The organism is Paenibacillus soyae (genome assembly GCF_024623455.1).
Classification (GTDB): Bacteria; Bacillota; Bacilli; order Paenibacillales; family Paenibacillaceae; genus Pristimantibacillus; species Pristimantibacillus soyae.
Genome location: NZ_JANIPJ010000019.1, coordinates 24,038 through 38,346, shown reverse-complemented (window position 1 = coordinate 38,346; position 14,309 = coordinate 24,038). Strand labels below are relative to the sequence as shown.

At 54.1% G+C, this 14,309-nt stretch carries 10 protein-coding genes; 7 read left to right on the top strand and 3 right to left on the bottom strand.

Annotated features, from left to right (window positions below; translation table 11 throughout):
* Positions 1-7: 7 nt before the first annotated feature.
* Complete coding sequence (argH, locus tag NQZ67_RS22715; protein WP_257450423.1) at positions 8-1,423, top strand: argininosuccinate lyase; 1,416 nt, start codon at positions 8-10, stop codon at positions 1,421-1,423.
* 74 nt (positions 1,424-1,497) lie between these two features.
* On the opposite strand, the gene NQZ67_RS22710 is transcribed toward argH, so the two are convergent.
* Positions 1,498-1,938 carry a hypothetical protein gene (locus NQZ67_RS22710; RefSeq protein WP_257450420.1) on the bottom strand — a complete coding sequence of 147 codons (441 nt, stop codon included), beginning with the start codon at positions 1,936-1,938 and terminating at the stop codon, positions 1,498-1,500.
* A gap of 144 nt (positions 1,939-2,082) precedes the next feature.
* Between NQZ67_RS22710 and NQZ67_RS22705 the strand changes: the two genes are divergently transcribed.
* Positions 2,083-2,496, top strand: a complete 414-nt coding sequence (locus tag NQZ67_RS22705) for an Lrp/AsnC family transcriptional regulator (protein WP_257450417.1) — start codon at positions 2,083-2,085, stop codon at positions 2,494-2,496.
* Positions 2,497-2,499: 3 nt separating this feature from the next.
* Here the strand turns inward: NQZ67_RS22705 and NQZ67_RS22700 are convergent, their stop codons facing one another.
* Entirely contained in the window at positions 2,500-3,945 is a 1,446-nt protein-coding gene (locus NQZ67_RS22700; protein ID WP_257450414.1) for a VanW family protein, read from the bottom strand.
* Positions 3,946-4,170: 225 nt separating this feature from the next.
* Between NQZ67_RS22700 and ftsE the strand changes: the two genes are divergently transcribed.
* The 5 genes from ftsE to NQZ67_RS22675 all read left to right on the top strand — a co-directional run bounded on the left by ftsE (position 4,171) and on the right by NQZ67_RS22675 (position 10,081).
* A complete protein-coding gene (gene ftsE, locus NQZ67_RS22695; protein WP_257450411.1) occupies positions 4,171-4,857 on the top strand; it encodes a cell division ATP-binding protein FtsE in 687 nt (228 codons plus the stop codon).
* On the top strand, positions 4,847-5,764 hold the full coding sequence (gene ftsX, locus NQZ67_RS22690; RefSeq protein ID WP_257450408.1) for a permease-like cell division protein FtsX: 918 nt from the start codon (positions 4,847-4,849) through the stop codon (positions 5,762-5,764). The genes ftsE and ftsX overlap by 11 nt, the downstream gene beginning before the upstream one ends.
* Before the next feature lie 21 nt (positions 5,765-5,785).
* Positions 5,786-7,018, top strand: a complete 1,233-nt coding sequence (locus NQZ67_RS22685; RefSeq protein ID WP_442951244.1) for a murein hydrolase activator EnvC family protein — start codon at positions 5,786-5,788, stop codon at positions 7,016-7,018.
* Positions 7,019-7,192: 174 nt separating this feature from the next.
* Positions 7,193-8,653 carry a S41 family peptidase gene (locus NQZ67_RS22680; protein ID WP_257450404.1) on the top strand — a complete coding sequence of 487 codons (1,461 nt, stop codon included), beginning with the start codon at positions 7,193-7,195 and terminating at the stop codon, positions 8,651-8,653.
* A 114-nt stretch (positions 8,654-8,767) separates the two neighbouring features.
* Positions 8,768-10,081: a PDZ domain-containing protein gene (locus NQZ67_RS22675; RefSeq protein WP_257450599.1), complete on the top strand. Its 1,314-nt coding sequence runs from the start codon at positions 8,768-8,770 to the stop codon at positions 10,079-10,081.
* Between the two features lie 93 nt (positions 10,082-10,174).
* Here the strand turns inward: NQZ67_RS22675 and NQZ67_RS22670 are convergent, their stop codons facing one another.
* Positions 10,175-14,116, bottom strand: a complete 3,942-nt coding sequence (locus NQZ67_RS22670) for a collagen binding domain-containing protein (RefSeq protein WP_257450402.1) — start codon at positions 14,114-14,116, stop codon at positions 10,175-10,177.
* Positions 14,117-14,309 lie beyond the last annotated feature (193 nt).

The following is a 14,309-nucleotide window of genomic DNA, read 5'->3' as shown; positions in this document are numbered from 1 at the left end:
GTATACGGTGAGCAAATTATGGGGCGGACGATTTACGAAAAAAACGGACCAACTGGTTGAAGAATATACGGCATCGATCATGTTCGACAAGGAGCTGGCCGAGGAGGACATTCAAGGCAGCTTGGCGCACGTGACAATGCTGGGCAAGCAGGGCATCCTGCCGGCCGACGACGTGGACAAAATCAAGGATGGCCTGCATCGCGTGCTGCAGCGCGTGAAGCGCGGCGACATCGAGTTCTCGATCGGCGACGAGGACATTCACATGAACATCGAAAAAACGCTGATCGACGACGTCGGTTCCGTAGGGGGCAAGCTCCACACGGGCCGCAGCCGGAACGACCAAGTCGCGACCGACATGCATTTGTGGCTTCGCAAGCGCGTCGTCGAGTTCATCGACATGCTGCACAAGCTGCAGGCCGCTCTCGTCGAGCAGGCGAAAGCGAACACGGATACGATCGTGCCGGGCTACACGCATCTGCAGCGGGCGCAGCCGATTCTGTTCGCGCATCATCTGATGGCCTACGTGTCTATGTTCGGCCGCGATATCGAGCGCCTGCAGGACAGCTACAAGCGCATTAACGTGCTGCCTCTCGGCGCGGGTGCGCTGGCGGGAACGACGTTCCCGATCGACCGCCATTTCGTGGCGAGCCAGCTGAAATTCGACCGCGTCTACGAGAACAGCTTGGATGCGGTGAGCGACCGCGATTTTATTCTGGAATTCCTGTCCCATGCTTCGATCATCATGATGCACCTGTCGCGCCTGAGCGAGGAGCTGATCCTTTGGTCCAGCACGGAGTTCCGTTTCGTGGAGCTCGACGACGCGTTCTGCACGGGCAGCAGCATCATGCCGCAGAAGAAGAACCCGGACGTTCCGGAGCTCGTGCGCGGCAAGACGGGCCGCGTCTACGGTAACCTCGTTGGCCTGCTGACGGTGCTGAAGTCGCTGCCGCTTGCCTACAACAAGGACATGCAAGAGGACAAGGAAGGCATGTTCGACACGGTGAAGACGCTCCAGGGCGCGCTTCAATTGTTCGCTCCGATGATTGCCACGATGAAGGTGAACAAGGAGCAGATGCGCCAAGCGGTCAACCAAGACTTCTCGAACGCGACGGATATCGCCGACTTCCTCGTGAACAAAGGCCTGCCGTTCCGTCAGGCGCATGAAGTCATCGGCAAAACGGTGCTGTACTGCATCCAGCAGAACAAGTATCTGCTTGACCTGACGCTTGACGAGTTCAAGCAATTCTCCAGCTTGTTCGACGACCGCATCTACGCGGTGCTGCAGCCGGAGCAAGTCGTGAACGCCCGCAACGTGTACGGCGGCACGGCGAAGGTGCAGGTCGAGGCAGCCATCGGCCGCGCCGACGCCCAACTGGCGGAGACGGCCGCTTGGGTCGCGGAGTATATCGAACGCAGCAGGTAACGACCAAGAGCCGCGAACCGCAACATGACGTTGCTGATTCGCGGCTCTTTTTTTCGTATCGCGGCCCATAATCCCTATTTCTTCTCGAACGTCAATTCCTTCGTCACTCCGAACGTGGAGTGGTCGTGGTTGGCGAGCTCCAGCTTAATGATGTTCGCGCCATCCTTCGGGTTTTTGATCTCGAACGGATCCAAGCTGGTAATCGGGCCGACCAGCGAGCCGTTCAGGTAGAAATGGACATGCCCCTGGCCTTCGACGGGAGAGCCGCCGTAGTTGTCTTCGGTTAGTTTCCAATCGGTGTCGACCGTTACGTAATAGACGCCGTTCTCCTCCGAGATCGCTCCGTCGACCGTATACGTGGGCTCGGTAGTCGTCTCCTGCGCTGCCGCTTGGTGGTTTCCGCTGTGCCCGGTATTTCCGCCAGCTTCGTTCCCGCCTTGAGCGCCGCCGCCCGAGCAGCCGGATGCCGCTATCAGGATCAATGCCGTGCAAGCTAGGCCTATCCATTTTTTCATCGTATACATCTCCTTCCGCCTTTCGCGTCATTTCTTTTTTCCGATTTTCAGTGTAGACGATTGCGGAGGAGGCTTACATAGCGCGAGTAAACCGTTTGGCCCCCTTTGCTTTATCCATGAAAGAGATGAAAGGAACGTGAAGCTTTGATCGACCATATCGACCTGGCCATCATCCGCCTGCTTAGGGAGAACGCGAGAGCGCAATGGAAGCAGATCGGGGAAAGCATCCACATGACGGGTGCGGCCGTCGCCAACCGCATTCAGAGGCTGGAGGAGCTTGGCATTATCGAAGGGTATACGGTACGGGTGAACGAAGGGAGAATCGGGAACGGGCTGTGCGTCTTCGTCACCGTCATGATGAAGGATTACAAGCATACGAAGTTTCAGGAGTTCATCAAAGGCGCGGAGGAAATCAAAGAAGCCCACCGCGTTAGCGGCGAGCCTTGTTTTCTACTGAAGGTGCAGGTAGTAGATCATCATGCGTTGTCCGTGCTGCTCGATAAAATTTTGGAGTACGGGCATTATAAAATCAACATATCGATCGGGCAAGTCGTTTAACCGTTAAACTCCATCCTCAACGATCCCCTCGCCTGGAGAGGGCGTGGCGGAAGGGGACGGCGTTGCGTCCAGCGAAGCGGGGCCGACCTCGATGATCGTCGGCTGCGCACGATAGGTGTCTTTGGACACGCGCTCGCGCGATACCTCTTTGCCATCACGCTTCAGCACGCGGAACGTCTCCACAACGTATCCGGGCTTTCCTTCCTGCACGACGACGCTTTTGCCGACCGGGAGAGCCCGGTTTACGACCTGCTGCGTGCCGGCTTGGATCGTATCCAGCGTCTTCGACTCGATCTCGTAGCTTTCATTCTCCGGCATGGTGCCGAACAGCTTGATCGTCACCTTCCTGTCCCTGACCTCGGTCCGGATGAGCAGCGACTTGCCCGTCGAATTGCGGAATTTGAAATCAATCGCGTCCGTCGCGTAGGTGGCGTCGTGACCTAGAGGCAAGTAGGCGACGGGCAAGGAGTGGTTGCGCCGTTCGACGATCTCGAGGCCCGCGCGCAGGACGGTCTGATAGAGAGTGCTCGACACCTGGCAAATGCCGCCCCCGATACCGGTCACGAACTTGCCGTTCAGAATAACCGAGGCTTCCCGGTACTCATGCTCCTTCTCCACCTTAGCGATTAGGTCGGCGTACGAGAAAATCTCTCCCGGCTTTAGCAGCCAGTCATTCAGCTCTTCCGCCGTAACGCTGACGTTATATGCTCGGCCCTCCGCGCTCGTCGCGAAATCGGTCGTGAACGACATGATGAGACGATCGAGGCCTTCCTCCTTCAGCTGCTCGAGCGTGATAGCGGGGTGGACCACTTGAACCGGAAGCTCCGCCGAGAAAACGCGCAGATTCCCCTGAATGTCCGCCAGGTTCAAATCGCCCGTCACGATCGCCCAGCTGCCTGCCTTCGTAACCAGCTCCTCCAGATTGAGCCTATACGCATCCGTGTGCGGCGTATAGATGACCTCGTCATCCTCCGTAATGGTTCTCGTCGCGTCCTTTGACTCGTTTTGTTCGATCCAGCTCCACTGCTTGCGGACAGCCGATTCGAAGGCGTCGCGGTCCCAGGTCTGGCTCAGCTCGAAATCCCCGTTGAACGTATACCGGTATTTGGCTCGATCCCATATGTTTCCTTGGCGAAGCTTCAGCAGCGCTTCCCGCGCGCCTGCGAACTCGGCCTTATAGCCAAGCTCCTCCATTCCCCACGTCCGGCTGTCGTTCGCGGCCTGGTTCGCTTGCACCGTGATGCTCCTCGCCTGCAGCGCTTCCTCGTACTGGTTCAGCAGCGCGATCGCCTCGTCGATCCCCATGCCGCCGATGGACAGATTGCCCGCCATGACCCCCTTTGGAACGACATCCTGCTCCGCATACTTCCATACCGCGATCAGTCCGGCGGCCGCCAGCAGAAGCACCAGCCCCGCAAGCGATATGCCGGCAATTTTCAGCTTCCTCATCTCCATGAACACCCTTCCCGCATCGTAAAACTGCATAAAAAAACACAGTGTTCCATATATATGCGGTCGCAAAGCGTCCCATGCAGAGTGTATGATAGTAGGCGGTGCATTTATATTTTTCGACAAATCGTAAGATAATGAGAATCATGAAAAAAGTGGATTGTTGAAGGAATTAGCCGCACGCTGTCGAAATAGTACAACTGACTATATACAGGATGTGATAACGTGATAGAAATGCACGACATATGGAAGACTTACGCCGATGGCACGCACGCGCTTCGCGGCGTTTCGGTTCGCATAGATCGGAATGAGTTTGTTTATGTCGTTGGCCCTTCGGGTGCCGGCAAATCAACGTTCATGAAGCTGATTTACCGCGAGGAAGTGCCGACCAAAGGCCAAATCTCGGTAAACGGATTTAATATCGGCAAGCTGAAGCCTCGCAAGATCCCGTACGTGAGACGGAATATCGGGGTCATTTTCCAGGATTTCAGACTGCTTCCCAAGCTTACGGTGTATGAAAATGTCGCTTTCGCGATGGAGGTTATCGAGGCTCCAAAGCGGATCATCAAGAAACGGACGATGGAAGTGCTCGAGCTTGTCGGATTGAAGCATAAGCACGCCTCTCTGCCGTCCCAGCTGTCGGGCGGAGAGCAGCAGCGCGTGTCGATTGCCCGGGCAATAGTCAATAATCCGTCGGTCATTGTCGCGGACGAGCCTACGGGCAACCTCGACCCGGAGACGTCGATGGGCATTATGAATCTGCTCGAGGAGATCAACTTCCGCGGTTCGACAATTATTATGGCGACGCATAACCGCGACATCGTGAACAACATGCGCAAGCGCGTCATCGCCATCGAGAACGGCAACATCGTTCGGGACGAGGCGAGAGGGGAGTACGGCTATGAAGTTTAGCACGCTGCTCCGGCACATGCGCGAAGGCGCCAAAAATATTATCCGGAACGGATGGATGTCGTTTGCCTCGATGAGCTCGATCTTCATTTCGTTGTTTATATTGGGCATATTCGTTCTGCTCGCGATGAACGTCAACCATATGGCCGACCAGATCGAAAGCAAGGTCCAGATCAAAGTGTACTTGCAGACGAACGTGGAAGAAGCCAAGGTAACGGAAATCCAGAACAAGATCGGCAATATAACAGAGGTCAGCAAAGTGACGGTCGTCTCCAAGGAAGAGGGCCTCCAGCAGCTGAAGGAAGCGATGGGCGAAGAGAACAGCGATTGGCTCGAAGGCTACAACAACGAGAACAATCCGCTGCCGATCTCTTACGTCGTGGAGGTCTATGACCCGCAGACGGTCGAGGCGGTCGCCGCCCAAATTCAAAGCATCAACCAAGCTGACGAGACGCTCCCGATCACCAAGGTGAAATACGGCGAAGGCTACGTCCAGCAGCTATTCAAAATCACGAATGCCGTACGCAACATCGGGTTCGTCATCGTCATCGGCCTAGGCGTCACGGCGATGTTCCTCATCTCCAACACCATCAAGATGACCATCATCAATAGACGCAGGGAGATCGGCATCATGAAGCTGGTCGGCGCGACCAACGCGTTCATCCGCTGGCCGTTCTTTATCGAAGGCGCGTTGATTGGTTTTATCAGCTCCGTCATCACGACCGTTCTTGTGCTCGTCTGCTACGGACAAGTCATTGAACTGACGCAGCTGGATTTGTCGCTCATGATGTTTTCTTTGGTTCCCATGAAGGAAGCGGGCATGATGACCGCGCTCTTGATCATCGTGATCGGGACGCTGATCGGTATTTGGGGAAGCACCATTTCGGTACGTAAGTATTTGAAAGTGTAGGTGAGGAGTTCAGAGATGAAGATGAAGAAGCTAAGCGCGTTGATGATTGCCGCGGCGCTCGTCGTCGGGGCCGTGTCCCTGCAGCCTTCGAGCAGAGGCGGGGAGGTAGTAGAGGCTGCGACGCTCTCTCAGATCGAGAAGGAAATCGCCGCAGCCAACAAGCAGATCAGAGAGGCCGAGCGCCGGGCCGCCGAAGCGGCCAGACAGATGCAGAACGCGGAGCAGCAACAGCAGACGATCACCCGTAAGAAGGAAGACGTGGCCGCAGAGATTAACTCGCTCATGAAGGAGATCGACAAGGTCTCGATCGAGCAGGCGAAGAAGCAGGCCGAGAAGGACGCCAAGCAAGAGGAGCTGGTTCAGACCGGCAAGGATCTCGAAGAAGCCGAGAAGCGCGTCGTGGAACGCGAAGCGCTGATGGAAGAACGCATGAGAATGATGTACACGAACGGCTTCGTTTCGTATATGGACGTGCTGTTCAGCGCGACGAGCTTCTCGGACTTCCTAGACCGGTTCGACGCGCTGCAGACGATCCTCGACTCTGACCGTGACATGGTGGCGAAGCTTAAGGAAGACAAAGAAGTTGTCGCCCTGAAGAAGGTGCAAGTCGAAGCGCAGTTCGCCGAGCTGGAAGCGATCAATCAAGAGCTTATGCTGAAGCATGCGGACCTCGTGAAGAAAGAGTCGGAGAAGGAAGTGCTGATTGCCAGCTATAACGCGCAGGTAGAGGAGCTGTCCGAGGCGATCGAAGAGAGCGAAGTCATCAGCGAGGAGCAGGAGAAGCTGCTCGTGGCCTTGGCGGCGAAGGTGTCCAAGCTTCAAGCGGAGAAGAACCGGATCAAAAATCCGTACACCGGCGGCAAGCTCGCCATGCCGATTAAAGATAGCTACCGGGTTTCTTCAAACTTCGGCACGCGCGTTCACCCCATTACGGGCAAGAAGCATACGCATACCGGAATCGATTTCGCGGCGCCGCAAGGAACGGCGATTTACGCGGCGGAGTCGGGCGTCGTCATCGTGTCTCAGAACTGGAGCGGATACGGCAATTGTATTATTATCGACCACGGCAACGGACTTTGGACCTTGTACGGACATATCCGTAACGGCGGCTTGCTCGTCGATGTAGGGGACCAAGTGGATAGAGGAGATAAAATCGCGGAAGTCGGCAGTACCGGTAATTCCACAGGGCCTCATTTACATTTTGAAGTTCGTAAAAACGAAGTTCCCGTCAATCCAGGCGGATATTTGAAATAAAAATTGGATATCGCTAGAGAGAGAGGCAGCCCGGGCAATATAGGGCTGCCCTTATTGTCCGGCGGTAAGCCGGCTTCTTCCGGGATTAACGCCAGCAGGCAAATAATTGCTGCCTGCTTGTCATATACTAGAGGGGTCGTGCAAGCTGGATATTCGTAAGGGTGGTGTACTGGGGTGTATTTCAAAGGACGTACTGTACTGGCTTTCGTAATGCTGACGATGCTCGCCTCCGTACTGGTCACGATGACCATGGCCGACCGGTGGATGGAGCCGGACGAGAGGGGAAGCACGGCCGTGGCGGCCGCGGCTTCGGACGATAAGGGCGCTTATCGTCTCAATCAGAGCGAGCTGGACAAGCTGAATGCGGTTATCGAGCTTATCGAAACCAAATATTACGAGGACGTCGACCGCGAGGAGCTGGTAGACGGTGCGGTCAGCGGCATGATGGAAGCGCTCGACGATCCTTATTCCGTCTATATGGAGAAAGAAGTGGCGCAGCACTTCTCGGAATCGATCGAGGGCTCGTTCACTGGCATCGGCGCTGAAGTAACATCGGAGAATGGCAAGATTATCGTCGTATCGCCGATCAAAGGCTCGCCGGCGGAGCGCTCCGGGCTGCTCGCCAAGGACGTTCTCGTCTCCGTCAACGGCGAAGCGCTGGAAGGGCTAAGCTTGCAGGAAGCGGTGGCGAAAATTCGCGGACCGAAAGGCACAAAAGCAAAAATCATCGTGCAGCGCACCGGCTTTGCCGAACCCATTCAGCTGGTGCTCATCCGCGACGATATTGACGTGGAGACGGTGTACGGCACGATACGGCCGGATGGCGTCGGCGTCATCGAGATTCGCCAGTTCTCGCTTAACACGGCGAAGCGGTTCAAGGAGGAGCTCGAGAAGCTTGAAGGCCAAGGGATGAAGGGCCTTGTGCTAGACGTGCGCAACAATCCCGGCGGCGTGCTGCCTGTCGTCGTTGAAATTTCGCAGCTGATGATGAAGGAAGGCACAACGGTCGTCCAAGTCGAGGACCGGAATGGCAACCGCGAGAAGACGCTCGCGAAGGGCGGAGAGCAGAAGAAATACCCGATTGCCGTGCTTACGAACAAAGGAAGCGCAAGCGCGTCGGAAATCTTGGCCGGAGCTTTGCAGGAAGCGGCCGGGGCTACCGTTATCGGAGAGCAGTCGTTCGGCAAAGGAACCGTGCAGGTCAGCTATAACAAGGCGCTCGGAGACGGCAGCCTGGTGAAGATGACGATCGCGAAGTGGCTGACGCCGGACGGCAATTGGATCCACGAGAAGGGCATTACGCCGAACAAAATCGTAGCGCCGCCGGATCTGTATACCGTCGCCCGCATGAATTTGAAGGAGACGCTGAAGCTCGACAGCTTAAGCGAGCAGGTGCGGAGCGCTCAAATCATGCTGCACGGGCTAGGCTATGAACCGAAGCGCGAAGACGGCTACTTCGGCGCGGAGACGGCGGATGCCGTCAAGAAGTTCCAGCAGGAGCACGGCGTGCCCGTGACCGGCGAGATCGACGCCGCAACGGCTGGAACGCTGGAGCAGGCGGTAATCAAGTGGATTCAGAACAAGGAGAACGACGCGCAGCTGCTAGAAGCGGTAAAAGCTGTAAGCAGGAAATAACATGTCGGTGTCGAATGTTAAAAGGGTTGGCTTCGCGAGTCGAGGCCAGCCCTTTCTTTTTTTAACTTCTCTGATGGTTAATCGGGACAGACGGGGGGATTGTACGCCTTGGAGATGGCTCAGGCGATGCTGGAGCAGCTCGGACATGCTGTATTACAGTTGTTCATGCAACCTTTTTATTATATTTCGGTCTTCATTATCCTTCTGCAATACAGCAGGCAGATGCGCATGGAGAGGCAGCTGTTCGCCGTAAAGCTGCGTAATTGGCTACCGTTGACACTGAAAGCGGTGCTGACCGGCCTGCTGGTGGGCGTGGCAATGTCGCTCGCAGGCGTCTTTATCGGCGCGTCTTTGACGCCAACAGCCGTTCTGTGGTTATGGGCGGTGGCGGCGGTATTAATGCTTCTCCGTATCCGGTACCTCTGTTTTGCTTATAGCGCCGGCATTATTGTTATTTTACAGTGGGTCATGGGCTTTACTTCCCTTGATGAAAGCACGGGTTGGCTGGGGTCGACCGCAGCCTCCCTTGCAAATATTGATGCGGCCGGGCTTCTGCTGCTCGTTGCCCTGCTTCACCTCGCGGAGGCTCTCCTCGTCAGATGGCAGGGGGACGGGCTGTCCACGCCTCTGTTCCTGGAAGGCAAGCGAGGCAAGCTGGTCGGCGGGTATATGCTCCAGGGCTTCTGGCCAGTACCGCTTTTCCTGCTAGTACCTGCGACAGGAGGCGCCGCCTCCGAAACCCAGCTGCCGTGGTCGCCGCTATTTGGCGCCGATTGGTCGCAGGGCTGGACGTTCGTTGCGCTTCCCATGATGATCGGCTTTACGGAGATGACGCGCACCATGCTTCCGAAGGCCAAGACTAAGCATGCATCGAACAGCCTGGTGATTTATGGCGTCGTTCTAGCCGGTGCGGCGCTAGCGGCGTGGAAGGTGCCGGCATTGCTCCCGCTCGCGGCGCTCCTGTCTATCGGGCTCCATGAAGCGATGGTGTGGCGCAGCAAGCTCGCGGAATCCAAGGGCACGCCGCTCTTCGTACACGACTCCCGCGGTCTTCGCGTATTGGGCGTTGTGCCTGGAACCCCTGCCGAGGCGATGGGGCTGCTTCCGGGTGAAATTCTGCACAAGGTGAATGGCGCGCGAGTATCGACGAAGGAAGAGCTTTACGCGGCTCTGGCACTGAATTCCGCCTTCTGCAGGCTTGAGGTGTTCAACAATGCAGGAGAACTCAAATTTGCGGGACGCGCGCGTTACGCGGGCGAGCATCATCAGCTCGGCGTGATCCTTGCGCCGGACGAACAAGCGAATTATTATGCGGCAGAAGAACCTGCTTCCCTTATAGGGTTGATCCGGGGACTCCGCGCATCGAACCGACGGGGGATGCCAGCGGCCTCGGAGACGGCAGCCGCATTGGACATGAATGAGAAGTAGTTAGCGGAAGAGCTTTGCGAATATAAGAAAGAAGGGCTGCTCGCCACGGCAACGTGGCAGGCAGCCCTTCCTTTTGTCTTCTTCAGCTTGATGTTAAGAGGATTTGCGTTTGCCGCTCCAACGGAGCAGAAGTCCCCCGCCGACCAGCGCCGCACCGAGGAGGTACAGCATGGTGTAGTCGGTTTGGCCCGTTTTCGGAAGCTCATTCACATCCGGAATGCCTCCCACTACGGTGCCTTCCGGAATCGGTTCAACGTCGATCTCGAACCAGATTTCTTCCTCCACTCCATCCTCGTTCACGACGATGACCGAGAAACGATCCTTGCCGGTGAAGCCCGGCTTCGGCGTATATTCCCACTTGCCGTCCGGCGTCAGAGTAATATGGCCGTTCGAAGGCGGCGTTCCAACCTCGGTGACGCCGCCCTTCGGCACGTCAACCTCGCCTACGACAGGCGTATCTTCCGTCGTTTTCTCTCCTGCAGGCGTAGGAGTCGGCTTCGGTTTTTCGGAAGCTCCCGGCGTTGGAGTTGGCTTCGGAGTTGGTGTCGGAGTCGGCGATGGCGTCGCGGACTCTTCCGGCTCTTCCGTCGGCTCTGGCGTCGGAGTTGGCGTTGGTGTCGGTACTCCTGGAATGTAGACGAATTTGATGTTTTGAATCGTTATAGCCGTATCTTCGCCCGGTTTAATCTCGATCGGGTATTCGCCTTTCCCGTCCAGCAAGTAGCCGGAAGGCGTTTGCGTTTCCTTCAAGACGTAGCTGCCGAACGGCAGATCGTTAAAGGAAGCTTTGCCGAAGGTTGCGGCGTCGGTCTCATCCGCTCCGGTCGTCACTTCGCCGACAACCGTTTTGTCAGCTCTGTACAGCACAAACTTTGCCCCAGGCAGAAGCTTCGTATTGTCGCCTTTGTCGACCTTCGTAATGTCGAGGTCGCCGGTTTGGCGTTCGTTGGGCACAGAAATTGTTGTCTCTGCTTTTTCAATAGTAATCGCGATTGGTGCCGTAAGAGCCTTATACCCTGTCGGAGGCGTTTTTTCATGAAGCACATATTTGCCATGAGCGAGATTTTCTACGACGATAGTTCCGTTCTCGTCTGTGGTCAAATCGCCTTTGAGCGACACCGCGCTGTTCGGGCGACGAAGCTCAAATACGGCATCCTTTAAGAATAGATCGGCGTGTTCAGCATCCGATTTGATAATCGTCAGCTTTCCTTTTGGTCTTGTCGCGAAACCGCCGGCCCCTTCCAGGTTGACCGCTTCTTCATAATCGTCATTCGTGGAGCCGTCCAAAGGCTTATTATCTTTGCCGAATCCGGTAAAATCAATGTCATTGGATATGGTTGTATTAGTCGTTCCGTCATTGACATCGAGCAACGTGGAATATTCAAGCACATAGGGACGGCTGATTTCTGCCATTCGAAGCTCGAACGTTCCGTTCTCCTTGAATTCCAGCTCGAACTCTTTTGACGCGGAATTCAGCTCAACGAGATCGCTGTCATCATAGCTGATGCTGCCGTTGGCTGCTACTTTTGCTTGATACAATTTAAAGCTGTCTTTCAGCAGTAGCTGATTTTCGCTCGGCGTATCCAGAATCGTAATATCGAAAATATTGGACTGGCTTAGGTTAATGGTAACTTTCCAATCCGTAGTAAATGTATCTTTATCAAACGTACCTGTCTTGTCAATGTAGCTGCCCGCATTATAAATCGGAACGTCTACCGGCGCCTTAAGCGTTTTGGAACCAAATCCATCCGCGGAGAAAATCGCGGTATTCGGAATTTGCTTTTGGCCTTCGCCAAGCAATTCGTCCTCAACATCTGTTTTGAATTGGATGAAATGCGGCTTCGTAATTTCCTTTATGAAATCGATGGTTAAAGTTTTGGTCAAAGCATCATAGCTGAACGTATAGTCCGTTCCATAATCCAACTCATTCATTACGCTAGCTTCTCGTGTGCCATCCGACTTAATGGCGGTTTCATATACCTTTACCGAGGTAGGGTCGAGCTTTTGAACGGATTGAAGCTCGTCTACTATTTTAGCGTTGGCCATCTTTTTGCTGTTGTAATTGACCAGGAGGCTCCAAGTGATTTGTTTCGTCGAAGCGTCATAATTGCCATCTTTGTAACCGTTAGATTGCGCGCCTCGTGCATTTAGAGTCTGAGTGTTATTGTTGTCTGTTAAGCTCTCGGCATTGCCATCTGGTCCCGTCCAAGTCAGAACGCCGCTGTTATTGTAGCCTGGCAGCAGGGTACCGTAGGAGGTCACATCGTAGTCAAAGCTTGTGTCGTATTTGACTGTGTAAGTCGTTGTTCCGGCAGGAAGCTTGAGCGTGAAGCCGGTAATGATGCCTGCGGCAGCCTGTGCTGGATCGACTTCTACAATTGGTTTCGTTAGGTCAGTGGTGTTATTGGGATTAACGGGAACCCCATTGACCATCAATGTATCTAGCAGCAACCGTTGTCCGGCCGAAAGAGTATCCTTATAAACGGTGTTGCTAATGTCGTACCCCGCTTGGTTAACCTGAACGGTCCAAGATATCGTGCGATCTTTGTAATTCGGCGTACTTCCGTTTTTGTGGAAGAAACGTTGAGCGATCGTGTAGGTTTCATTAGATGATTCAACGTTGACATTAGAGCTTATTACATTATTAACTGGCGTATTTTTATAAATATAATAATTGCTCTTCAGCTTTGTTTGATATTCGAGTTCGTATGCCGAATTCGTAGATGCTCCGCCATTGTAAGTTAAGGAGAAGCCGTTTTTCTTTTCGGTTGGATTTGTAAGAGTGCTGTCCAGCGTCCAATTCGCTATATCATCGGTCAAACCCGTGTAGCTATCATTGGCTGTAATCGTGCCGATTTTTGATATTTTTACGCTGTTGGTCACTAGTTCATGTATGTCGTCGAACCAATCAATGAACACGGGCCCGTTCATTTGCTTTTGACCAAGGTTGATTTTTACTTTCCATGTAATCGTCTCAGAAGCTGCATCATAGTCATCCTGCCATTTATCAATGAAAATACCGCGATTCACAGGGACCGTGGTCGTTGCAGCCTTCGGCAAGCCTGTCTCATTGCCGCCCAGTGAAGCGGTGTTATCGAATTGGCTAAGACTATTATCATTGATCGGAGTAGCAAACTCGATGCGATAAGCCGTACTAATATCTCCCAATGGAATGGACAGAGTCCTCGAGCCTGCATCGTAGCTGACGCCAATGGCCACTGGATCGACAGCGCTATTGCCGCCGGCTTCTATTTTTGTAATAGAAATCGAACTAATATCGGCTGCGCTGAACGTAAGCCCGTTCGGGATAACATCCGTTACTACCGCATTCGTGATGATCTCTGCATCCGAATTGGCGTTTATTGTCCAATTAATAGAAGTAGGGTTAAATGACTTATCAGCTTGTCCGCTCTTCGTGATCACATATGACGGAGGATCGGGAACGATGATTTCCGCTTTGAGCTTAAGCTTGATAGGGTCGGCGCCCGGAATCAGAATAATATCTCCCTCACCCCCAGGGAACTTGCTCTCGTCTATGAGCACCCAGAAGAACAAGCTGCCTTTTGTTTCAACGCCGTAATCCGTCTCCTCAACGTTTTCGTTAAAGGTCATGGTTACGACATCGGAAGCAGGATCGGCGTGAAAACCGCCATAATTAGTACTAGTCTCAGGATCGATGAACGATCCCGTCTTCGATTCTCTCAGATTAAACGCATCCGGTAAGGAGAAGGTGAAGGTTTTGTTGTCTTCCCCAACAAAACCATGTCCATCGGCTATGTTCCAGTGATATTCCAGCACCATCGCATCTTTGGGGTCAATTTCATAGCCGGGTGTAACCGTCGAGGCGGTCTCTGTAACCGAAGCGATGGCATCCTTATTGCTCGTATCGGTGCCCAAAGTGACTTTGGTGAAATTAACGACTTTAGGCGGGTCATCCGCTGCCTCCGCCTGCTTCAAGACGCCCGCATAGTTGAAGTACTGGAATACGAGCATAAGCGAGAGAACGAGCGCCAATATTCTTGCTTTCTTCTTCATCTGTCTTAATCCTCCGTTCTAAGTATTGCGCTAAAGCGTGTTGCTATGTAACAAGATGCTGCTCATAGTTGTGAACATGTCGATCTTTGCGCAGAGTAGGTCATTTACCTTATCCTAAATGGAAGTCCTGAACAATTTCTGAACATCTACCCAAATCTTTTTGGGTTAAAGGTTGCAACTTGTGCTGCTAAAG

Bases quoted from the DNA above. Each gene is read 5' to 3' on its own strand.
- NQZ67_RS22710 (WP_257450420.1), bottom strand. From the start codon at position 1,938: ATGAAAAAATGGATAGGCCTAGCTTGCACGGCATTGATCCTGATAGCG.
- NQZ67_RS22700 (WP_257450414.1), bottom strand. From the start codon at position 3,945: ATGAGGAAGCTGAAAATTGCCGGCATATCGCTTGCGGGGCTGGTGCTT.
- ftsX (WP_257450408.1), top strand. From the start codon at position 4,847: ATGAAGTTTAGCACGCTGCTCCGGCACATGCGCGAAGGCGCCAAAAAT.
- NQZ67_RS22685 (WP_442951244.1), top strand. From the start codon at position 5,786: ATGAAGAAGCTAAGCGCGTTGATGATTGCCGCGGCGCTCGTCGTCGGG.
- NQZ67_RS22675 (WP_257450599.1), top strand. From the start codon at position 8,768: ATGGCTCAGGCGATGCTGGAGCAGCTCGGACATGCTGTATTACAGTTG.
- NQZ67_RS22670 (WP_257450402.1), bottom strand. From the start codon at position 14,116: ATGAAGAAGAAAGCAAGAATATTGGCGCTCGTTCTCTCGCTTATGCTC.